This window comes from Plantactinospora sp. KBS50, from assembly GCF_002285795.1.
Lineage (GTDB): Bacteria > Actinomycetota > Actinomycetes > Mycobacteriales > Micromonosporaceae > KBS50.
In genome coordinates this window covers 5,794,698-5,816,055 of record NZ_CP022961.1, presented here as the reverse complement: position 1 = coordinate 5,816,055, position 21,358 = coordinate 5,794,698, and the positions used below count along the sequence as shown (strand labels likewise).

Sequence of the window (21,358 nt, the reverse complement as noted above, 5' to 3'; positions counted from 1 at the left end):
CAGGGTCAGTCGCGCCAGTCCACGGCGGCAGAGATCTTGCCGATAATCGTGCGCCAACCGAGACTCGCCGTCTGTGCCCCAATTTTCCGCAACCGGCGCCGGCCGCGGAAACCACCGAGGCCCCCGTTCACCGACGACCGTAGCGCCTCGTCCAGGTCGTCCAGACTCGTACCCGAGGAGAGCATGTCCAACACCGGCGGCAGCCGGAGCGCGTACGCCAGGTCCCGGGCCACCTCACCGGCCTTGATGAGCAGCGGGGCGTCCCAGACGTCGTGGCCGCCGCGCAGGTTCTCCACCACGAGATCCAGCTCGTAGGAGTCGTCGTCGGTCGGGGCCACGTCGGCCGGGGTGAGCCGGCGCACCAGCTCGTCCCAGGTGTCCAACTGGGCGAGGTCGTTGGGCGCGCCGGAGGAGACGAACTCCACGAGGGACTCCGGCGTCTTGAACAGCAGGAGCTTGCCGCGGTGGGTGAGGAACATCGGCACCTCCTCCGGCTCCGGTTCCTCGGCCGGTTCCTCGGCGGGCAGTTCCTCCTCGTCCGCGAGCGCCTCGTCGTCGTCGGCGAGGTCCGTCGCCGAGGCGTCGGCGTCCTCGTCGGCGTCCCCGTCCGCGTCGGCGCCCCGGCGGCGGCCCGACCGGGCCGGCCGGTCCTCGGCCTCCGCCAACTGCTCGGCGAATTCCTCGTCCAGCAGGACGGTGTCCGCGTCGGCGAGCACGGCCGCGCGGCGCCGGGCCTCGAACGGGTCGTCCAGGTCCCGGTCGCTGATGTCGGTGGGGATCAACGCGTCCGACATCCGGTACGCCCGGAGCGTGAATCCGGAGCCACTGGGCAGCGCGATCTCCACGGGGGAGATGTCCACCTCCGCCCACAGGGACCGGTCCGACTCGGCGTCGGCGGCCTCCGCCGGCTCATCCGACTCGGCGTCGGCGGCCTCGGTGGGCTCGGTGCCGGCGGTCTCCACCGGCTCGGTGGCATCGGCTTCGGCGGGGTCGACTGCGGAGCCGCTGCCTGCAGGCGCGTTGTCCGGCTCGTCGGCGTCGGGCCGGGGGGACGACTGGCGGGCCACGCTGACCTCCGTGTGCACTCGGTTGTGCTGGTGGACCGGTCGGACGGACGCCCAACCGGTGACTCTGCGCACATACCCTAGTGGTCCGGACCGGCGATGCGGTGCCCGCACCCGGTTGGACTTCTCGATGCCGACCGATAGGTTGTCTACCTATGAAGGCCCAGGCTCTGCACGGCCACCTCGACGCCCTGCTGCTGGCGGTGCTGGACGGGGAGGCGCTGCACGGCTACGCCGTCATCGAGGCGCTCCGGACCCGCAGCGGCGGCAACCTCGACCTGCCGACCGGGACGGTCTATCCGGCCCTGCGCCGGCTGGAACGGGCCGGCTACGTCTCCAGCGACTGGAGCACCGTCGGCGGCCGGCAGCGGCGGACGTACCGGCTCACCGGCACCGGCCGGCGGGCGCTCGACGGGGAGCGGGCCGAGTGGCGCGAGTTCCAGGCGACCCTGCAGACGTTCCTCGGCGACACGCCGCCGGCCGCGCCGGCCCGCTGAGCACCGGGAGGCGGCGGACCGCCGATCGGCGTCCCACGCCGGGCCGCTGAGGACAGGCCGCGCCGGGCCGTGGGGCACGGACAGCCGCGCCGGGTCGTCGGGCAGCGACGGGCCGTCGGGCACGGACAGCCGCGCCGGGTCGTCGGGCAGGGACGGGCCGTCGGGCCGGCTACCGGGCCGCGCGCAGGCAGTTGCGCACGCCGCTGGCCAGCCATCCGTAGCCGGCGGTCAGCACCAGCATGCCCACCAGCATCGGCGGCCAGGCCAGCGCGGCCGGCCACAGTCGCAGTGACCAGGCCCAGAGCAGCAGACCGCAGAGCAGGGTGGCGGTGAGCGCCGCGGCCAGGCCGTACCCGGTGACCCGGGCCAGCCAGCCGCCACCGGCCGCCGGTCGGCGTGCCGTCCAGGCCAGGGCGCCCGCGCAGGCCAGCGCCAGCACCGCGGTCGACAGCCAGAGCCCGCTGACGCCCATCGAGACAAGCTGGTAGCCGGAGGGCGGCGGCGTTCCCGCCCATGGTGATCCGCGCCACACCAGGTCGCCGCCGGCCAGCAGGACGAGTGCGCAGCCCAGCGTGCGCATCGCGAGCGTCCGGGCCGACCGGGCGGCGATCTCGGTCTGGTACGCCGCGGCGATCGGGCGTACCGGGCCGAACTCCGCCACGGCGCGCCGCTGGGCCAGCCGGGGCTCCAGCCCGGCGTCCCTGTGGTCCGCCGCGGCGTCCCACAGTCCGTCCCGGGCCTCGGCGAGCAGGTCGTCCAGCAGCCGGACCGGACCGTGCAGCCGCGTGCGCAGGGACCGGACGTACTCGTCGATCGGGTTCGTCTCGCGGTCCAGCATCACCGCAGCATGCCAGCTCCGCCCCGCCGGTACCTCGGGTGATTCCCCTAGGGCCCGTTTCATAGGAACTGGCCGGCCTGCGGCGGGCCCGGACGGCGACCGGCGGCGTTGCGGTTCCGCCCGGACACGACACCGGTATCCGGACGGAACCGCGCCTTGCCGGACCGCCGCCCGGACTCCGCCTCGGCTCGACCGCCCTTTCGGCCTGCTCTAGAAGGCGCCGGAGCGCCGGCTCGACATGAAACAGGCCGTAGGAGACGCGTTTCAGGGGGCCAGCGTCAGGTACCCGCGCTCCGCGGCCTCCTGGAGCAGCCACTGGTCCCGGTACCACCCCGGGGTCTCGCACAGGTCGGCGTGCCGGCCGCGCTGCACCACCCGTCCGCCGTCCAGGACCAGGATCTCGTCGTACCCGTCGAGCCCGCTCAGCCGGTGGGTGACCAGCACGATCGAGTGCTCGGGCGGGGTCGCCGCGCCGACCGCGGCGAGCACCCGGTCGGCGGCCGCCGGATCCAGTCCCTCGGTCGGCTCGTCCAGCACCAGTACGGCCGGGGCGGCGAGCAGGGCGCGGGCCAGCGCGAGCCGCTGCCGCTGACCGCCGGAGAGCTGGCCGCCGTCCTCGCCCACGATCGTGTCCCAGCCGTCCGGCTGGGCCGTCACCCAGTCCAGCAGCCCGGCCGTCGCGGTGGCCGCGCGCAGGTCCGGCTCGGTGGCCGCCGGGCCGCCCAGCAGCAGGTTGTCCCGCACCGAGGCGTGGAACACGTGCGCGTCCGCCAGCAGCCCGCCGACCAGCCCGGGCAGCCGTTCCGCCGGGTACCCGGACAGCTCGGTGCCGTCCAGCGTCGCGGCGCCGCCGCAGGGGCGCAGTGCCCCGGTGAGCACGCCCAGCAGGGTGCTCTTGCCGGCACCGCTCGGCCCGACCACCGCCACCCGGCGTCCGGGCGGCAGGTCGAGGTCGACGCCGGCCAGCACCTGCGGGCCGGCCGGGTGGTACCGCACCCGGACGCCCGCGAGCCGCAACCGGTGACCCGTCCGGGCCGGCGCCCCCGTTGCGCGCCCTGCCGTGGTCGCCGGTTCGGCCGCCGACGCCAATTCGGGCGTGGGCACCGGCTCCGCCGCCGCCCCCGGTTCGGGTGTGGGCACCGGCTCCGCCGCCGGCGCCGGGCCGGACCCGGGGGCCGGCAGCAGCGACGCCACCCGGCGCAGCCCGGAACGTACCTGGGTGCACTGCCGGGCGGCACCCACCAGGGCGAGCGCGGATTCCACCGCGGCCAAACCGCCCACCGCGAGCACGCCGACCAGCACCCCGGCACCCCGTCCCGCTGCGCCGCCACCACCATGGCGGCGCTGGTCGCACCGGCGACCAGGACGCCGAGCCCGTCCACGGCCCAGCCGCCGACCGCCAGCCGGCGTTCCAGCGCGGCGAGCCGGCGAGCCCGACCGTCCGCGCGCTCCAGCGCCGCGGCGGTGCCACCGAACGCGGCCAGGTCCGCCGCGCCGTGGGTCAGGTCGATCGCGTCGGCCGCGAGCGCTCCGCGCAGTGGCGCAAGCTCGTCGGCGCTGCGCCGGGTCAGTGCGGTGGCGATCGCGGGCAGGCCGACGGCGGCCAGCAGCAGACCGGCGGCGAGCCAGCCACCGGCGGCGGGGGAGATGAGTACGGCACCGCCGATCGAGACCGCGGCCACCAGTCCGGCCGCGGCGCCGGGTACCAGCACCCGGAGCAGCAGGTCCTGTACCGCCTCGACATCCGAGACGAGCCGGCTCAGGGTGTCCCCGCTGCGCCGGTCCGCGGCGGGCCGCCCGGCGAGGGAGCCGAAGACGGCGGTCCGGACGTCGGTGACGATCCGCAGCGTCGCATCGTGCCCGACCAACCGCTCGGTGTACCGCAGCACGCCCCGGCCGATGGCCAGCGCCCGCACCCCGACGATGGCCACCGTGAGCGCGTCCAGCGGGGGCCGGCCGGCGGCCCGGATCAGCAGCCAGGTGGCGGTGGCCATCAGCACCAGGCCGGCCAGTTCGGTCCCGGCGGCGAGCAGGCCGGCACCGACCAGCCGACCCAGGTACGGCCGGGCCAGCCCGAGCACGGCCCGTTCGGGTGCCGGCTTGAGCGCGGCCCGTTCGGGTGCCGGCTTGAGCGCGGCCCGCGGCCCGGCCGGCCGGCTCACCGGACCGCCTCCTGGATCCGGCCGAGTTCGGTGACCCGGCCGTCCTCGACCCGCAGCACCCGGTCGGCCTCGCGCAGCATCGCCGGCCGGTGCGCGACCAGCAGCGCGGTCCGACCGGCCACCAGTCGCCGGGTGGCCGCCAGCACCGCGGCCTCCGAGGCGCCGTCCAGCCGCGCGGTGGGCTCGTCCAGCAGCACCACCGGCGCGTCCCGGAGGAAGGCCCGGGCCAGTGCGACCCGCTGCCGCTGGCCGCTGGAGAGCCCGTGGCCGCGCTCGCCGAGCATGGTGTCCAGCCCGGCCGGCAGGGCGGCCACCACCTCGTCCAGCGCCGCCGCCCGGACCGCCGTCGCCACGGCCGCGTCCGGGGCGTCCGGTGCGCCGAGCCGGATGTTGTCGGCAAGCGACGCGGCGAACAGGTGCGCCCGCTGCGGCACCCAGGCCAGTTGCCGGCGCCAGCCGTCGAGGTCGGCTCCGGCGAGGTCGAGACCGGACACGGTGATCCGGCCGCTGGTGGGCGTGACGAAGCCGAGCAGCAGCGCGATCAGGGTGCTCTTGCCGGCGCCGCTCGGCCCGATCACCGCGACCCGCTCGCCGGGGCGGATGGTCAGCGAGACGTCGCGCAGCGCCTCCGTACGGTCGTAGGCGACAGTCACCCCCGCGAGGCGGATCTCGCCGGGCTCCGGCGTCGGGCGGGCGGCCGCTGGCGGGCGGGGCGGCGACCCCGGCAGCTCGTCGGCCGGCGCCGCCGGCTGGTGCGCCGCCGGCTGGTGCGGTGCCGGCCGCGGTGCCGGCGCGGTGCGCGGTGCCGTCGGGGCGGGCGCGCCGGCCGACAGGGTCAGCGCCTCGTCCAGCGCGGTCAGCCCCTCCATGCTGGCGTGGAACCGGCTGCCGGCCGAGCGCAGCGGCAGGTACGCCTCCGGGGCCAGCAGGAGCACCAGCAGCGCCGTGTGCAGCGCGATGCCGCCGCCCAGCAGCCGCAGCCCGATGGGCACCGCGACCAGGGCGACCGAGAGGGTGGCGACCAGCTCCAGCACCAGGCCGGAGAGGAACGCGATGCGCAGCGTGCGCATGGTGGCCCGCCGGTGGCCGTCGGCCATCCGGCGCACCACGCCGACCTGCGCTCCGGCCCGGCCGAACGCCCGCAGCGTCGGCAGCCCGGTCACCATGTCCAGGAAGTGCCCGCCGAGCAGCGTCAGCCGCCGCCACTGCCGCTCGGTGGCGGCCTGGGCCTGCCAGCCGAGCAGCGCACCGAAGACCGGGATGAGCGGCAGGGTCAGCGCGATGATCAGCGCGGAACTCCAGTCGGCGAGCACCAGCCGGGCCAGCACGGCGACCGGCACGGTGACCCCGAGCAGCAGTTGCGGCAGGTAGCCGGTGAAGTAGGCGTCCAGCGCGTCCAGCCCGCGGCCGGCCAGCGTGGCGATCCGGCCGGCGTGCTGGCCGGCCAGCCAGGCCGGACCCCGCCGACCGACCGCGGCGAGCACCTCGGCGCGCAGCGCGGCCTTGACCGTCGCCGCCATCCGGGCCGCGAGCACGCCCTGCGCCCAGGCCAGCCCGGCGCGGGCCGCCACCGCGGCCACGAAGCCGGCAAGCGCGGCCCGGTCCAGCCGCCCGCCGGCCGCCGCCGTCAGCGTCGCGGCCAGGGCGGTGGCCTGGACCAGGATCGCGCCGGCGACCAGCACCGCGAGGACGGCGAGCAGCGCGAGCTGGCGCCGGGTCGCGGGCACCCGGCGCAGCAGTCGGGGGTCGAACGGGCGCCGGGTCACCAGTACACCGGAGCGCGGCCGTCGACCCGTCCGCGGAACAGCCACCAGCACATCAGTTGAGAGCCTAGTAGGACCGGCAGCAGCGGTGCCGCGGCGAGGTTGAGGAACCGGAGCGTGGGGGCGCCGGCTGCGACCTGCGTCACGGTCAGCCCGGCCGTCGGGTCGGTGCCGGTGACGAGCGCGTACGGCCAACTGCTCGCCGCCACCGCGAAGACCGGCAGCGCGAGCATCGCCGCCGAGGCGGCGAAGGCCGTCCCCGCCCGGCCGCGACGCAGGGCCGCCCGCACCGCCAACAGCAGCAGTCCGAGCAGCACCGGGGTGGCGAGCGCGACCGCCGGCTGCTGCACGCTCCCGCGTACCCGCGCCGAGGCCAGCCCGACGGCGGTGGCCGCGGCGACCGCGACCAGCGCGACCGGGACGAGCCGGGCGCCGCGCCGGGCGGCCGCGGCGGCGGCCGGTCCGGGCAGCCGCAGCGCCAGGAACGTGTTTCCGTGCACCGCGACGAGGGCGAGCAGGACCAGCGCGCCGGTCGTCACGAACGGGGTGAGCACCGCGCCCGCCCCGCCCGCCGGCGGTACGCCCTGGAGCAGGCCGGCCAGCACGGCGCCCCAGCCGAGGGCGGCGAGCGCGCTGCCGGCGACGACGGCCCGGTCCCACCGGGCGCGGGCCGGCTCCCCGGCGACCCGGCCGCGCAGTTGCACGGCGGCGGTCACCAGCACGACGCCGGGCAGCGCCAGCAGCAACGCCGGGTACAGCCCGGACAGCAGCTCGCCCTCCAGCCCGGGGAAGGCGCCGAACAGGATGCCGGCCGAGGCGACCAGCCACACCTCGTTGCCGAGGAAGAACGGGCCGAGCGCGGTGAGCGCCTGGCGGCGCGCGGCCGGATCGGCGGTCCGGGCGAGGGTGAGCCCCACCCCGTAGTCGTAGCCGCCGAGCACCAGATAGCCGGCGAGGAACAGCCCGAGCAGGGCGTACCAGAGCGTTTCCACCAGAGGTCTCCTACCGGGCGATCAGCGGCTCGTCGGACCAGGTCGGCGGCGCGTCCGCGGCGGCCGAGGGCGGCCTGCCGAGCGCCAGGTCGTGCGCGCCGCGGGCGGCGTGCCGGGCCATCAGCACCCAGTTGGTCACGGCGAGGGCGCCGAGCAGCAGGGTGAAACCGAGGAACGAGACGAGCAGCACCCGGCCGTCCACCCCCGGCGAGAGGGCCTGGTCCACCCGCAGCAGCCCGTAGACGGCCCACGGTTGCCGGCCCACCTCCCGGGCCAGCCAGCCGAGGATCACGGCGGCGAACGGCAGCGGCAGGGCCAGCAGCACCAGCCAGAGCGGGAAGCGGAGCCGGATGATCCAGTCCCGCCAGAGCAGGGGAAGCAGCAGCCAGACGCCGCCCAGGGTGAAGCCGATCAGGATCATGTAGCCCAGCCCCACGTTGGCCAGCACCGGCGGTACGTAGTCGGCGGGGCCGAACCGGGCCGCCCAGTCCGCGATCACGGCGTCCTGTTCGGGACCCGTGCCGAACTTGACCGGCTGGACCGCGGCGACCGGTCTGAACTGGGCGAACCCGAAGCCCTGCAGGGCGGTGACCGCGAGCGCCGTGGTGACCAGCCCGAGCCGCAGCGAGGTGCGGAACAGCAGATGATCACGGGTACGCCGGAGCAGGTGCCAGGCGCTGACGGCGGCCATCAGCAGCCCGCCGGTGGTGAGCGCGGCCGACACCACGTGCCCGAACGCCATTCCGAGGGTGGGGTTGCGGATCAGCGCCCCGAAATCGGTCAACTGGGCCACCCCGTCGCGCAGCTCGTAGCCGACCGGGTGCTGCAACCAGGCGTTCGCCAGCACCACCCAGAACGCCGAGGCGTACGCGGTGAGCGCGACGCCGTACAGCAGCCCGAGGTGGACGCCCCGGCGCAGCCGGTGCCAGCCGAAGATCCACATGCCGAGCAGGGTGGATTCGAGGAAGAACGCGGTGAGCGTCTCCAGCGCCAGCGCGGCGCCGAAGACGTTGCCGGCGTACCGCGACAGGCCGCTCCAGTTCAGTCCGAACTGGAACTCCAGCACGATGCCGGTCGCGATGCCGAGAACGTAGTTGATCACGTAGAGCGTGCCCCAGAACCGGGTCAGGCGTTCGTACTTCGCCTTGCCTGTGATCACCCAGGCGGTCTGCAGGATGACCAGCAGGGTGACCAGGCCGAGGGTGACCGCCACGAACAGGAAGTGGATCGTCGTGGTGGCGGCGAACTGGAAGCGGGCGAGCGGGAGCGGGTCCATGACCACCGTCCGAGGGGTGTCGGATCACTTGAGATAGCAATCCTACAGGTAGTCCCGCTACCTATTCGGGTCGGCCTCGGGGAGGGCGGTGGAACACGGGAGGCGTCGGGCGGATCAGCTCAGGAAGAGGCAGACCGGGGCCAGCAGCAGGGCGCCGGCGGCGCCGAGTGAGAGGGCGCGGCGCAGCACCGGCGGCCGGCCGGTCACCAGCAGCCGGGCCAACCGGGCGTCCAGGTCCCGGTCGGCCAGGCCGAGAGCGCCGGCCGGGGCGCTGCGCGGTCCCGCCGTGGCGAACCGCAGCAGCGCGTTGGCCAGCGGCCCGGCGGTGTGCTGGCGCCGGGCGCGGTCGTCGGCGCGCATCTCGACCAGCAGCGCCACCCGGTGCCGGGCCCGGTGCACCCAGCGCACCCAGGGCAGCGCCTCGCACAGCGCGGTGAAGGGAAGCAACACCAGGTCGTGCCGTTCGTCGGCGTGCGCCCGTTCGTGGCTGAGCACCGCGGCCAGTTCGGCCCGGTCCAGCAGGCTCAGCGCGCCGGCGCTGACCACCACCCGCGGCCGGACGCCGGGCAGGCAGTACGCGGCCGCACTCGGATGGTCCAGCACCAGCGCGCCCGGGGCCGCCGGATCGTCCCGGGCCACCAGGTTGAGCAGTTGGCGGTGCCGGCGCCGGACCCGGCCGGCGGCCAGCACGCTGCGCGCGGTCGAACCGAGCAGCACGGCGGCGATCCCGACGCCCACGCCGACCAGCCCGAGACGCGGCACGGTGAGTCCGGCCGGCAGCCGGCCGTCCACCAGATCGCCCGCCAGCGCCAGCAGGGCCCGGCCGGTGCCGCGCCGGTAGGGCGCCAGACCCACGGCGATGGGCAGGCCGATCGCGGCGAGCCCGACGGCGAGCCCGATCGCCTGCCAGCAGAGGATCGCCACCCGCGGGCTGCGCGCCACCCACGCCGCGCGGCTCAGCCCGCCCGCGGCGACGTAGCAGGCCAGCGCGATCCCGGCGAAGTGTGCGGCGGCGGCCATGCTCAGTCGTTCCGGTCCGCGGCCTGGTCGGTGAGGGCCGCCCGGAGGATCTCGGCCTCGGATCCGGTCACCGAGCGGGCGAACCGGACCAGCGCCGCGCCCCGGCCGAGCCGGTCGGCGCCGCCGCGCTGCCCCGGCGCGGCCTCGCCGGCCAGGTCCAGCGCGTCCAGCATGAGCTGCGCGATGTACGCCTCGCGGCTGGCCGCGGGCCGGTAGCTCCACGCCCGGCCTGCGCGCTGCCGCTGCACCATGCCCTTGCCGGCCAGCCGGTCCAGCACGGTCATCACGGTGGTGTACGCCAACTCGCGCGCGGTCAGCGCCTCGGCGACCTCGCGCACGGTCAGCCGGGCGCCCTCCTCGGGACTGCGGTCCCAGAGCACGTCCATCACCGCACGCTCAAGATCACCAAGCCGCACCACGGAGCCGAGACTACCCGTCGTAGTAGAAGGACTGAAGGCGTGGGCCGGCGCTACTGGCCCTTGGGATGCCAGACCGTCTTCGTCTCCAGCAGCGCCGTCATCCGGGTGATCCCCGGATCGGCGTACCAGTCGTGGCCGGCCGGCACCGGCCGCAGCACCCGCTTGAGGTTCTCCGCCGCCCGGATCTCCAGGTCCGCCGCCAGGTCGGGATCGACCGCGCCGGCCAGGTCCAGCGCGTTCACGTCCATGTGCCCGGCCAGCCAGGGCGCGGTCTCGGCCGGTCGGCCGGTGAGCAGGTTCACCACCCCGCCCGGCAGGTCGGAGGTGGCCAGCACCTCGGCGAGGGTCACCGCGGGCAGCGGCGCCGACTCGCCGACCAGCACCACCACGGTGTTGCCGGCCACGATGGCCGGCGCGATCACGCTGACCAGGCCGAGCAGGCTGGGCTCGGCCGGCGCCACCACCCCCACCACGCCGCTCGGCTCCGGAGCCGACAGGTTGAAGTACGGCCCGGCCACCGGGTTCGCGCCGCCGTAGACCTGGGCGAGCTTGTCCGACCAGCCGGCGTACCAGACCCAGCGGTCGATCGCCGCGTCCACCTCGTCGGCCGGTACGCCGAGCCCGACGAACTGGTCGCGCCGGCCCTCCAGCATCTCGGCCACCCGGTACAGGATCTGCCCCCGGTTGTACGCGGTGGCGCCGGACCAGCCCTTGACCGCGGCCCGAGCGGCGAGCACCGCGTCCCGGACGTCCTTGCGGGATGCCAGTGCCACGTTCGTGTCCGCCACGAGATACGACCGTCCCGACTCGCTGCGCGGGAACTTCCCGCCGATGAAGAGCTTGTACGTCTTGCGCACCGCGACCCGTGCCGGCGACGGGGAACCCTTAGACATCGAGGTACGCCTCCAGCCCGTGCCGGCCGCCCTCGCGGCCGTAGCCCGACTCCTTGTAGCCGCCGAACGGCGAGGTCGGATCGAATTTGTTGAACGTGTTGGCCCAGACCACCCCGGCGCGCAGCCGGTCGGCCAGCCACAGGATCCGGGACCCCTTGTCGGTCCAGATCCCGGCGGACAGCCCGTACGGCGTGTTGTTGGCCTTTTCGATCGCCTCGGCCGGGGTCCGGAAGGTCAGCACGGACAGCACCGGGCCGAAGATCTCCTCCCGGGCGATCCGGTGCGCCTGGGTCACCCCGGTGAAGACCGTTGGCGCGAACCAGAAGCCCCGGTCGGGCAGCTCGCACGGCGGCGACCAGCGCTGCGCGCCCTCGGCCGCGCCCACCTGCGACAGCTCGCGGATCCGGTCCAGTTGCGCGGCGCTGTTGATCGCCCCGATGTCGGTGTTCTTGTCCAGCGGGTCGCCCACGCGCAGCCGGGTCATCCGGCGCTTGAGCGCGCCGAGCACCTCGTCGTACACCGATTCCTGCACCAGCAGCCGGGAGCCGGCGCAGCAGACGTGGCCCTGGTTGAAGAAGATGCCGTTCACGATGCCCTCGACGGCCTGGTCGACCGGGGCGTCGTCGAAGACGATGTTCGCCGCCTTGCCGCCCAGTTCGAGGGTGAGCTTCCTGCCGGTGCCGGCCACCGAGCGGGCGATCTGCCGCCCCACCTCGGTCGAGCCGGTGAACGCGACCTTGTCGATGCCGGCGTGCTCGACCAGGGCGCGGCCGGTGTCGCCGGCGCCGGTCACGATGTTCACCACGCCCGGCGGCAGGTCGGCCTGCTGGCAGATCTCGGCGAACAGCAGCGCGCTCAGCGGGGTGGTCTCGGCCGGCTTGAGCACCACCGTGTTGCCGGCGGCCAGCGCGGGCGCGATCTTCCAGGCCAGCATGAGCAGCGGGAAGTTCCACGGGATGACCTGTCCGGCCACGCCGAGCGGTCGCGGGTCGGCGTCGCCGTCCCGGCCCGCCGGCCCCCGGCCGAACCCGGCGTAGCGCAGCTTGTCGGCCCAGCCGGCGTAGTAGAAGAAGTGCGCGGCGACCAGCGGGAGGTCGACGTCGCGGGACTCGCGGATGGGCTTGCCGTTGTCCAGCGACTCCAGCACGGCCAGCTCGCGGGAGCGTTCCTGGATGATCCGGGCGATCCGGTAGAGGTACTTCGCGCGGTCCCGGCCGGGCATCGGCCCCCAGACCCGCTCGTACGCGGTCCGGGCGGCGGCGACCGCCCGGTCGACGTCCCGCGGGCCGGCCTCGGCGACCTCGGCGAGGACCTCCTCGGAGGCCGGGTTGATCGACTTGAAACCGCCGCCGTCGCCCGGATCCACGAACTCGCCGTCGACGAACAGGCCGTACGAGGGCTTCAGGTCGACGATCGCGCGGGACTCGGGGGCGGGGGCGTACTCGAACGGGCCCATGATGATCAGTCCAGGGTGAAGTAGTCGGGGCCGGCGTAGACACCGGTGGTCAGCTTGGTGCGCTGCATCAGCAGGTCGTTGAGCAGCGACGAGGCGCCGAACCGGAACCAGTCCGGGTGCAGCCAGTCCGCGCCGGCGGTCTCGTTCACCATGACCAGGTACTTGATCGCGTCCTTGGTGGTCCGGATGCCGCCGGCCGGCTTCACCCCGACCTGCCGGCCGGTGGCCGCGCGGAAGTCCCGGACCGCTTCCAGCATGATCAGGGTCACCGGCGGGGTGGCCGCCACCGGAACCTTGCCGGTGGAGGTCTTGATGAAGTCCCCGCCCGCGAGCATGGCCAGCCAGGAGGCCCGGCGGACGTTGTCGTAGGTGGCCAGCTCGCCGGTCTCCAGGATCACCTTGAGGTGGGCGTCCCCGCACGCCTGCCTGGTGGCCACGATCTCCTCGTACACCTCGCCGTACCGGCCGGCGAGGAACGCGCCCCGGTTGATCACCATGTCGATCTCGTCGGCCCCGGCGGCCACGGCCGCCTCGGTGTCGGCGATCTTGACGGCCAGCGGCGCCTGGCCGGACGGGAAGGCGGTGGCCACGCTGGCCAGGTGCACCCCCGGCTCGCCGCCGGGCGCCGGGGTGCCGCCGCCGCGCAGGACCTCGGCGGCGTACCGGACCATGGCCGGATAGACGCAGACGGCGCCCACGTGCGGGCAGGTCGGGTCGGCCGGGTCCGGCCGGAGCGCCTTCGCGGACAGCGCCCGCACCTTGCCGGGGGTGTCCGCGCCCTCCAGGGTGGTGAGGTCGACCATCCGGATCGCGAGGTCGATGGCCCACGCCTTCGCCGAGGTCTTGATCGAGCGGGTGCCGAGCATGGCCGCCCGCGCTTCCGCCCCGACCTGGTCCACGCCGGGCAGGCCGTGCAGGAACGTCCTCAGGGTCACCTCGGATCGCCCCAGCTCGGACAGGTCCGCCCGGCCCGAGATCGTTGTCGCCGTCATGGTTGCAGAGTCTACGCAGTCGGCGCGTACCGTGATCTTGATCACGTAGGGCCGGTCCGGCGGCACCGGACGGCCCGGCCCGGGGAGAGGGGATCGGCCGGATCCGGCCCGTGGCGTAGGTTGAGCGGTCGTGGACGTACTCGTTGTTGACCATCCGCTCGCCCAGTCGCGGCTCACCGCGATGCGGGACGCCCGGACGGACTCGGCGGCCTTCCGGGCCGCGCTGCACGAACTGACCACCATGCTGGTGTACGAGGCGGCGCGGTCGTTCCCGCTGGAGCGCTACCCGGTGAGCACGCCGGTGGCGCCCACCGACGGGTTCCGGCTGGCCAACCCGCCGCTGCTGGTGCCGGTGCTGCGGGCCGGGCTCGGGATGGCCGACGCGGCCCTCGGCCTGCTGCCCGAGTCGTCCATGGGCTTCGTGGGACTGGCCCGGGACGAGGAGACGTTCGAGCCGCGGGCCTACATGGAGTCGCTGCCCGTCGAGCTGGCCGGCATCCCCGTGCTGGTGCTGGACCCGATGGTGGCCACCGGCGGCTCGCTGGAGCACTGCTGCCGGCTGCTGGCAGAGCGGGGCTGCACCGAGATCACCGTGCTGTGCGTGCTGGCTGCCCCGGCCGGCATCGAGCGGCTGGAGCGGTCCGGCCTGCCGCTGCGGATGGTCACCGCGGCCGTCGACGAGCGGCTGAACGACCGCCGCTTCATCGTGCCCGGGCTCGGGGACGCCGGCGACCGCCAGTTCGGCGGCATGCCGCGGTTCTGACCCGCACGCGCCACCCGCCGGCCGAGCCGTCCGGCCCGCCCGGCGACCCGGTCCGGCGGTCCGGTCCGGCGGCGCTGTCGGCGCCGTCGGCGGCCCGGCCGGGTCAGTCGGTCAGGCTGTACCGCCAGTCGAGCGCCACGCGGTCGGCGAACGGCATGACGCCGTGGAACACGGCCGGCCGCTCGGCGAAGACCAGCGGCAGGAAGTGCCTGTCGCTCGGCCACATCGACACCCGGCCGGCCAGCACGTCGGCCAGGTCGGTCCAGACCAGGGTGCCCTCCGGGCACTCCCGGTACGGCTCGCCCGACCAGTCCGGAATCCGGAACAGGAAGCCGAACCAGTTCTCCCCGTCGCGCCCGAAACCCGGCCAGGAGATCGTGCCGGCGAGTTCGACCGTCCGGGCCTCCAGCCCCGACTCCTCGCGGATCTCGCGCCGCATCCCGGCGACCACGTCCTCGCCCGGTTCGAGCTTGCCGCCCAGCCCGTTGTGGTAGCCCCAGTGCAGGTCGTCGGGGCGCCGGTCGCGCCGCAGCAGCAGCACCTGGCGGCGGTCGCCGGACAGCACGTAGCCGAGGGTGGCGATGATGGCGCGCACCGGGACACCCTACGACGCGGCGGCGCCGGGGTGACGACCCGGCGGCGCCGGCACGCTGGCGGCGCCGGGCGGGTGGCGGCGCCGGCACGCCCGCCGGCACTCCCGCCGGCGCGGTGCGCCGGGGGCGCGGCTGCGTCGAGCGGCCGGCAGGGCGCTCCTGGACTATGTTCTTCCCCATGACCACCACGGCCCTGGCTGAGGAACTGCTGCTACTCGCGTACGACGACAAGTCCGGCAAGGCGCTTGGCTCGCGTATCGGGCTCGATCTGGGGATGGCGGCGGCGGTCCTGGTCGACCTGGCGTTGGCGAACCGGATCGCCTTCGACGACGGTTCCATCGTGGTGACCGACCCGACCCCGACCGGGGAACCGATCGCCGATCAGGTGCTCGCCCGGGTGGCCGCGGACACCCCGCACACCCCGGCCTCCTGGGTGCAGCGGCTGCGGCACGGGCTGCGGGACCGGGCCCTGGCCGACCTGTGCGGGCGCGGGGTCATGCGGGACGTGGACGAGACCGCCATGGGCGGCTTCGTGCACGTGCACCGCTATCCGGCGGTCGATCCCTCGGTGGAGGCCGGCATCCGGGGCCGGCTTGCCGACGCGCTCACCGGCTCGGCGACGCCGGACGAGCGTACGGCGGCGCTGGCCACGCTGGTGGCGGCGATCCGGATGGAGCCCCGGCTGGGGCTGGCCGGCCGGGAGGCCGCCGAGGTGCGGCAGCGGCTGGCGGAGATCGGCGCGGGCGCCGGCTTCGGCGGCGGGGGAAGCCTGGACGACTCGAACGTGCGCCCGTCGGTGGCGCTGGTCGTCGAGGCGCTGACCCGGGCCATCGACGCCGCCCTGGGCACCCGGGCCTGACGGGTCAGCGACGCGTCCGGGCCTGACGGGTCAGCGACGCACCCGGGCTGACGGGTCACTGATGCACCCGGGCTGACGGGTCAGCGACGCAGTGCGGCGGCGACGTCCGCCCGGAGCCGGCCGAGCGCGGCCACCGCCCGGGACCGGGCCGCCGGCACGTCACCGTCCACCACCGGGGCGACCACCTCCAGGTACGCCTTGAGCTTCGGCTCGGTGCCGGAGGGCCGGACCACCACCCGGGCGGTCGGGGTACGCATGATCAGCACGTCGGCGCCGGGTAGCAGGTCCTCCACGGCGGTGATCGGCTCGCCGAGCAGGCCGGCCGGGGTGGCCGCGCGGAGCCGGGCCATCATGTCGGCGATCTCCCGCAGGTCGTCCACCCGGATCGAGAGCTGGTCGGTCTGGTGCACCCCGAACTCGGCAGCCAACTCGTCCAGCCGGTCGGCCAGGCCGCGTCCCTCGGCCCGCAGCCCGGCGGCCAGCTCGGCCACCAGCAGCGCGGCCGTGATGCCGTCCTTGTCCCGGACCAGGTCCGGCGCCACGCAGTAGCCCAGCGCCTCCTCGTAGCCGTACACCAGCGGGGCCGCCGCGGCGCCACCGGCCCGGACGATCCACTTGAATCCGGTGAGCGTCTCGTCGTAGGGCAGGTCCCGGCCGGTGCAGATGGCCCGCAACAGCGCCGAGGAGACGATGGTGGTGGCGTAGAGCCCGCGGTTGCCGCGCCGCATCAGGTGGTCGGCCAGCAGCGCGCCGACCTCGTCGCCGCGCAGCATCCGCCAGCGCCGGGGAGCCGGCGCGTCGCCGGCCGGCGCGTCGGCCGGACCGTCGGGGACCGGGATCGCCACGGCGCACCGGTCCGCGTCCGGATCGTTGGCGATCGCGATGTCGGCCCCGGTCGCCCCGGCCAGCGCCACCAGCAGGTCGGTCGCGCCGGGTTCCTCCGGGTTGGGGAACGCCACGGTCGGGAACTCCGGATCCGGCTCGGCCTGCTCGGCCACCACGGCGGGGGCGCCGAACCCGGCGGCGCGGAACGCCGCGGCCAGCACCGGGCCGCCCACCCCGTGCAGCGGGGTGTACGCCACCGCGAGTTCGCGCGGGCCGCCCGGCGCCACCACGGCGGCGGCCAGTTCGACGTAGTTCGTGACGACCCGCTCGTCGAGCACCTCGCCCGGCCCGCCGAGCGGGACCTCGGCCAGCGGCCCGACCGCGCGGATGGCGGCCTCGATCTCGGCGTCGACCGGCGGCACGATCTGCGCGCCGGCACCCCGCGACCCGCCCAGTTCCGCGCCGAGGTAGACCTTGTAGCCGTTGTCCCGCGGCGGGTTGTGGCTGGCCGTGACCATCACCCCGGCGGAGCCGTGCAGCGCCCGGACCGCGTACGCCAGTACCGGGGTGGGCAGCGGCCGGGGCAGCAGCAGCGCCGCGCGGCCGGCGCCGGTGGCCACCCGGGCGGTGCGCTCGGCGAACTCCCGGGAGCCGTGCCGGGCGTCGTACCCGATCACCAGGGGTCCGCCGGCGCCGTGGCCGGCGAGCCAGCCGACCAGCCCGGCCGCGGCCCGGGTGACGACGGTGAGGTTCATCCCGTTCGGGCCGGCGCGCAGCGGCCCACGCAGGCCGGCGGTGCCGAAGGTCAGCGGCCCGGCGAACCGGTCGGCCAACTCGGCCCGGCTGCCCGGCAGCGCGGCGACCAGCCGCCGCAACTCGGCCCGGCCGGCCGGGTCGGGATCCTCGGCCAGCCAGGCCGTGGCCTGCTCACGCAGTTCGTCGAGCTCGTGGGTCTCCGCCGTCATGCGGTCGTTGATAGCACGCCGGCGTGCGCCGCCGGCGCCCGGTCGCCCCGGATCGGCGCCGGTGAGCCCGCGGGGCTCAGCCGTTGTCCAGCTCGAAGGAGCGCACCATCTCGTCGAAGATCGGCTTGCTCTCGGCGAAGTTGGCGTCCGTGGTGGTCAGGTAGAACGAATAGATCTTGTCGTTGATGGCCATGCCCCGCCACACGCCGTGCCGCTCGCCGTCGCCCTCGCCGCAGGTGTACTCCAACTGGGCGGCGGTCTGCCCGGCCAGCTCGACCTCGCTCAGGTCGACCCGGGTGTACGGCTTGGGGCACGACTTCGACTTCGGGTTCTTGAGGTTGTTCTCGGCGACCTCGGCCCAGCGCATCGCCGTGACGTTCTTGAAGTCCTCCACCAGGATCCGCACCTTGCGGCCCTTGTCCTCGGGGTCGGTGTAGTCCACCCACACCCCGGCGGCGGTCCGGGTCCAACCCTCGGGCACATTCACCGACAGGCCGCGGTCCTGGTACTGCTGGGTCGGCACGGCGGGCTGGGCGGCCGGCGTGGTGCCGCTGGCCTGCGGGGTCCGGGTCGCCTTGTCGCCGTCGGGCCAGAGCGCCACGATGCCGACGAGCAGCACCACCGCCACCCCGCCGGCCGCCGCGAGTTGGATCCGGCGCGGCCAGCCGCGGACCGTGCCGGCCAGCTGCGCGCCGCTGCGGCGCAGCGCGGCGCCGGCCTGGTTCAGCGGGCCGCCGGGCTTTCCGCCCGGCGTACCGGCTCCGGTGCCCCAGTGGCCGTCGGGGCCGGCCTGGTTCCCGCCCGAGACCCAGACCGGACCGCCGGGCGGCTGCCCGCCGACCGCGGTCCGGTCCGCCGCGCCGCCGGCCGGACCCCACCCGACGGGGGTGGCGATCGGGGCCGTGTGGTCGGCCGGGCCGGCACCGGCCGACCAGCCGGAGTTCATCGGTGGCGGGCCGCCGGCCAGCCCGGTCGGCTGGTCCCACGCCGGCTGCCCGGCGCGCGTCGCGGACTCCTGGCGCAGCGCCGCCAGCCGGTCGGTGAGGGACTCGCCGGGGGCGAGCATCGCGCGACCGCCGATCTGGCCGCTGGGCTGCGGCTGCGTGGCCGGCGGCTGCGCGGCCGCGACGGTGCTGGGCACCACCGCGTACGGGTCGGTCACCGACTGGCCGGCGGCCTTGCTGGCCAGCGGGCCGGAGAGCAGATCCCGCAGCATGCCGCGGGCGGCCTTCACGTCGAGCCGGCGCTCCGGCGCCTTCTCCAGCAGGCCGAACAGCACCCGGCTGAGCGGGCCGCAGCGCACCGGGGGAGCGGGCGGCTCCTCCACCACGGCGTGCATGGTCTCGATCGGGTCGCCCTTGTCGAACGGCGGGCGCCCCTCGACCGCCGTGTAGAGGGTCACACCGAGCGAGAAGAGGTCGCTGGGCGGCCCGAACTTGAGCCCCATGGCCCGCTCGGGGCTGATGAAGTGTGGCGAGCCGAGCACCATGCCGGGCGTGGTGAGCTGGACGTCGGTGGGCATCCGGGCCACCCCGAAGTCGGTGAGCACGCAGCGGCCGTCCGAGCAGATCAGCACGTTGGCCGGCTTCACGTCCCGGTGCAGCACGCCGATCGCGTGCGCCACCTCAAGGGCGCCCAGCAGCGCGATGCCGATCTTGGCGACGGCGCGCGGGGCGAGCGGGCCGTCCTCGATCACCATGTCGGCCAGGCTGCGCGCGTCCAGCAGCTCCATCACGATCCACGGTCGGCCGGACTCGTGCACCACGTCGTACACCTGGACCACCGCCGGGTGCTGGAGCGCGGCGGCGGCGCGGGCCTCGCGCAGGGTGCGCTCGTACATGGCGTCCCGGTCGCTGGGGGCCAGGCCCGGCGGCAGGACGACCTCCTTCACGGCGACGTCGCGCCGCAGCAGCGTGTCGGCGGCCCGCCAGACTGTCCCCATGCCGCCGTGTCCGACGGCCGCGCGCAGCGTGTAGCGGCCACCGATCATGGTGCCGGGGGCTGTCCGTCCGCTGAGGGGATTGACCGAAGGGCTGTTCCACGTCGGGATCTGAGTCACAGGAGAGCCGCCGGAAAATCGGAGGGGCTGGGACACAACCCCCCTATCTTGCGGGGTGCCCGCCCATGAGCAAAAGCCGCCCCCACCCGGTTTTCCCGCGTCGTCGCGCACCGTGTCGAAGTGGATGCGCAGCGCAGCCAATCGTGGCCGGGGTGTGACCGGTCCCGTCGCCACCGTCACCGCGCGAGGCCATACGATCCGAACATGAGCGAACGGCCGTTGAGCGAGTCCGGTTTCCCCGTCGAACCGGTGTACGACGCGGACGACGTGTCGCCGGGGCTGCCGGAGCGGCTCGGCCGCCCGGGCGAGTTCCCGTACACCCGGGGTGTCTACCCGACCATGTACACCTCCCGGCCGTGGACCATGCGCCAGTACGCCGGGTTCGGCACCGCCGCCGAGTCGAACGCGCGCTACCACCAGCTGCTGCGGGCCGGCACCATGGGGCTGTCGGTCGCCTTCGACCTGCCGACCCAGATGGGGTACGACTCGGACGACCCGATCGCGCACGGCGAGGTCGGCAAGGTGGGGGTGGCCATCGACTCCATCGAGGACATGCGGCGGCTGTTCGACGGGATCCCGCTGGACCAGGTCTCCACCTCGATGACGATCAACGCGCCGGGTTCGGTGCTGCTGCTGCTCTACCAACTGGTGGCCGAGGAGTCCGGGGCGCCCGGCGGCGCGCTCAAGGGCACCATCCAGAACGACATCCTGAAGGAGTACATCGCCCGCGGGACGTACATCTTCCCGCCGAAGCCCTCGCTGCGGCTGGTCGCCGACACCTTCGCGTACTGCCGCAAGGAGGTGCCGAAGTGGAACACGATCTCCATCTCCGGCTACCACATGGCCGAGGCCGGCGCCACGCCCGTGCAGGAGATCGCGTTCACCCTGGCCAACGGCGTCGAGTACGTGCGGGCCGCGCTCGCCGCGGGCCTGGCGGTGGACGACTTCGCGCCCCGGCTGTCGTTCTTCTTCGTGGCCCGGACCACCCTGCTGGAGGAGGTCGCCAAGTTCCGGGCGGCCCGGCGGATCTGGGCGCACCTGATGCGCGACGAGTTCGGGGCCACCGACCCCAAGTCCTGGATGCTGCGGTTCCACACCCAGACCGCGGGCGTGCAGTTGACCGCCCAGCAACCCGAGGTGAACCTGGTCCGGGTCGCCGTGCAGGGGCTCGGCGCGGTGTTCGGTGGCACCCAGTCGCTGCACACCAACAGCTTCGACGAGGCGATCGCGCTGCCCACCGAGAAGGCGGCCCGGTTGGCCCTGCGCACCCAGCAGGTGCTGGCGTACGAGACCGGGCTGACGGCCACGGTCGACCCGTTCGCCGGCTCGTACGTGGTGGAGGCGATGACCGACGAGATCGAGGCCGGGGTCCGGGAGTTGATGGGCCGGGTCGCCGGGTACGGCTCGGCGGTGGACGCCATCGAGGCCGGCTTCCAGAAGCGGGAGATCGAGACCTCGGCGTACCGGATCGCCCAGGAGATCGATTCCGGCTCCCGGGTGGTGGTCGGGCTCAACCGGTTCGCCGTCGACGAGGAGGAGCCGTACGAGCCGCTGCGGGTCGACCCGACCATCGAGGCGGCGCAGGCCGACCGGCTGGCCCGGCTGCGGGCGGAGCGGGACGCCGAGGCGGTCGGGCGGGCGCTTGCCGAGTTGCGCGCGGCGGCCGGCGGCACGGACAACGTGCTGTACCCGATGCGCGAGGCGCTGCGGGCCCGGGCCACCGTGGGCGAGGTGTGTGGCGCGTTGCGCGAGACGTGGGGGACCTACCGGCCCAGCGACCGGTTCTGACCCGGCCGCCGGCCGGCCCCTGGACCGCCCTCGGCAGCTGCGGGCCGCGTCGGCAGCTGCGGGCCGCGTCGGCCGGTCCGATCGGGTTGGGGCGGGGCTCGACGATCATCCGAGGGCTCGTCCAGTCCGGCGGC

General features: G+C 75.1%; 17 protein-coding genes and 1 pseudogene. 4 read left to right on the top strand and 14 right to left on the bottom strand.

What is annotated here, in order from left to right; translation table 11 throughout:
• Window positions 1-5: 5 nt before the first annotated feature.
• Window positions 6-1,067, bottom strand: coding sequence for a DNA primase (locus CIK06_RS25085; RefSeq protein ID WP_095568115.1), 1,062 nt, complete (start codon window positions 1,065-1,067; stop codon window positions 6-8).
• 152 nt (window positions 1,068-1,219) lie between these two features.
• Between CIK06_RS25085 and CIK06_RS25080 the strand changes: the two genes are divergently transcribed.
• Window positions 1,220-1,561 carry a PadR family transcriptional regulator gene (locus CIK06_RS25080; protein ID WP_095566872.1) on the top strand — a complete coding sequence of 114 codons (342 nt, stop codon included), beginning with the start codon at window positions 1,220-1,222 and terminating at the stop codon, window positions 1,559-1,561.
• A 169-nt stretch (window positions 1,562-1,730) separates the two neighbouring features.
• On the opposite strand, the gene CIK06_RS25075 is transcribed toward CIK06_RS25080, so the two are convergent.
• The 10 genes and pseudogenes from CIK06_RS25075 to deoC form a co-directional block, all read right to left on the bottom strand.
• Complete coding sequence (locus CIK06_RS25075) at window positions 1,731-2,399, bottom strand: hypothetical protein (protein WP_157756934.1); 669 nt, start codon at window positions 2,397-2,399, stop codon at window positions 1,731-1,733.
• Between the two features lie 264 nt (window positions 2,400-2,663).
• A pseudogene (cydC, locus tag CIK06_RS25070) lies at window positions 2,664-4,561 on the bottom strand (thiol reductant ABC exporter subunit CydC).
• Entirely contained in the window at window positions 4,558-6,327 is a 1,770-nt protein-coding gene (gene cydD / locus CIK06_RS25065) for a thiol reductant ABC exporter subunit CydD (RefSeq protein ID WP_095566870.1), read from the bottom strand. Before cydD ends, cydC begins: the two are co-directional and overlap by 4 nt.
• Window positions 6,324-7,316, bottom strand: a complete 993-nt coding sequence (locus CIK06_RS25060) for a cytochrome d ubiquinol oxidase subunit II (protein ID WP_095566869.1) — start codon at window positions 7,314-7,316, stop codon at window positions 6,324-6,326. The genes cydD and CIK06_RS25060 overlap by 4 nt, the downstream gene beginning before the upstream one ends.
• 10 nt (window positions 7,317-7,326) lie before the next feature.
• Window positions 7,327-8,592 carry a cytochrome ubiquinol oxidase subunit I gene (locus CIK06_RS25055; RefSeq protein ID WP_095566868.1) on the bottom strand — a complete coding sequence of 422 codons (1,266 nt, stop codon included), beginning with the start codon at window positions 8,590-8,592 and terminating at the stop codon, window positions 7,327-7,329.
• Between the two features lie 114 nt (window positions 8,593-8,706).
• The gene (locus CIK06_RS25050) at window positions 8,707-9,612 is read right to left on the bottom strand and encodes a M56 family metallopeptidase (RefSeq protein ID WP_095566867.1); all 906 of its coding nucleotides are present in this window, start codon (window positions 9,610-9,612) and stop codon (window positions 8,707-8,709) included.
• A gap of 2 nt (window positions 9,613-9,614) precedes the next feature.
• Window positions 9,615-10,031: a BlaI/MecI/CopY family transcriptional regulator gene (locus CIK06_RS25045; RefSeq protein WP_095566866.1), complete on the bottom strand. Its 417-nt coding sequence runs from the start codon at window positions 10,029-10,031 to the stop codon at window positions 9,615-9,617.
• Between the two features lie 50 nt (window positions 10,032-10,081).
• Window positions 10,082-10,924, bottom strand: coding sequence for an aldehyde dehydrogenase family protein (locus tag CIK06_RS25040; RefSeq protein WP_095566865.1), 843 nt, complete (start codon window positions 10,922-10,924; stop codon window positions 10,082-10,084).
• A complete protein-coding gene (locus tag CIK06_RS25035; RefSeq protein WP_095566864.1) occupies window positions 10,917-12,380 on the bottom strand; it encodes an aldehyde dehydrogenase family protein in 1,464 nt (487 codons plus the stop codon). The genes CIK06_RS25040 and CIK06_RS25035 overlap by 8 nt, the downstream gene beginning before the upstream one ends.
• 5 nt (window positions 12,381-12,385) lie before the next feature.
• Entirely contained in the window at window positions 12,386-13,372 is a 987-nt protein-coding gene (deoC, locus tag CIK06_RS25030) for a deoxyribose-phosphate aldolase (RefSeq protein WP_095568114.1), read from the bottom strand.
• Window positions 13,373-13,502: 130 nt separating this feature from the next.
• Between deoC and upp the strand changes: the two genes are divergently transcribed.
• Window positions 13,503-14,135, top strand: a complete 633-nt coding sequence (upp, locus tag CIK06_RS25025) for a uracil phosphoribosyltransferase (protein WP_095566863.1) — start codon at window positions 13,503-13,505, stop codon at window positions 14,133-14,135.
• Between the two features lie 103 nt (window positions 14,136-14,238).
• Here the strand turns inward: upp and CIK06_RS25020 are convergent, their stop codons facing one another.
• Window positions 14,239-14,730 carry an 8-oxo-dGTP diphosphatase gene (locus CIK06_RS25020; protein WP_095566862.1) on the bottom strand — a complete coding sequence of 164 codons (492 nt, stop codon included), beginning with the start codon at window positions 14,728-14,730 and terminating at the stop codon, window positions 14,239-14,241.
• A 176-nt stretch (window positions 14,731-14,906) separates the two neighbouring features.
• Here CIK06_RS25020 and CIK06_RS25015 point away from each other — a divergent pair, with 176 nt between their 5' ends.
• Window positions 14,907-15,587, top strand: coding sequence for a GPP34 family phosphoprotein (locus CIK06_RS25015; RefSeq protein ID WP_095568113.1), 681 nt, complete (start codon window positions 14,907-14,909; stop codon window positions 15,585-15,587).
• A gap of 80 nt (window positions 15,588-15,667) precedes the next feature.
• On the opposite strand, the gene CIK06_RS25010 is transcribed toward CIK06_RS25015, so the two are convergent.
• Together CIK06_RS25010 and CIK06_RS25005 are read right to left on the bottom strand one after the other, a co-directional pair.
• Window positions 15,668-17,377 (bottom strand): phospho-sugar mutase, encoded by a 1,710-nt coding sequence (locus tag CIK06_RS25010; protein ID WP_095566861.1) that lies wholly within the window; start codon window positions 17,375-17,377, stop codon window positions 15,668-15,670.
• A gap of 76 nt (window positions 17,378-17,453) precedes the next feature.
• Window positions 17,454-19,436 carry a serine/threonine-protein kinase gene (locus tag CIK06_RS25005; protein WP_095566860.1) on the bottom strand — a complete coding sequence of 661 codons (1,983 nt, stop codon included), beginning with the start codon at window positions 19,434-19,436 and terminating at the stop codon, window positions 17,454-17,456.
• Window positions 19,437-19,640: 204 nt separating this feature from the next.
• Here CIK06_RS25005 and CIK06_RS25000 point away from each other — a divergent pair, with 204 nt between their 5' ends.
• Window positions 19,641-21,224 (top strand): methylmalonyl-CoA mutase, encoded by a 1,584-nt coding sequence (locus tag CIK06_RS25000; RefSeq protein ID WP_095566859.1) that lies wholly within the window; start codon window positions 19,641-19,643, stop codon window positions 21,222-21,224.
• Window positions 21,225-21,358 lie beyond the last annotated feature (134 nt).